Genomic DNA, 269 nt, shown 5'->3' with positions numbered 1-269 from the left:
ATCGAGCGGGCGCGTGTACCAGGCGCTGCCCTCGAAGAAGTACCACTTCTCCTTGAGCATCGCCCAGTTGGACGGCACGGGCGCCGTCTCGCCCATATAGGGATCATAGTCCCAGGGCTCCGTACGTTCGATCGGGGCGGCGGGCTGCATGGCATACCATTTCTGGCGCAGCCCGGTGTCGAGCAGGTCGACACAGAAGTTCCAGTCACCATCAAGAGACACCGTCTCCCTGCCACCGGTGAAGACCATGGTGGCGTGGTTCAGGTTCT

The 269-nt window shown here is 62.1% G+C and carries 1 protein-coding gene; it reads right to left on the bottom strand.

The window, feature by feature from the left end; all coding sequences use genetic code 11:
• Nucleotides 1-269, bottom strand: a 269-nt coding sequence (locus FLQ44_RS10985) for a hypothetical protein (RefSeq protein ID WP_206208819.1), incomplete at both ends; no start/stop codon positions are given.

The sequence above is a fragment of the Vogesella mureinivorans genome (assembly GCF_007644035.1).
In the GTDB taxonomy this organism is placed as follows: domain Bacteria; phylum Pseudomonadota; class Gammaproteobacteria; order Burkholderiales; family Chromobacteriaceae; genus Vogesella; species Vogesella mureinivorans.
The sequence above is the reverse complement of the archived record's forward strand: the minus strand, read 5'-3'. Positions and strand labels throughout refer to the sequence as shown.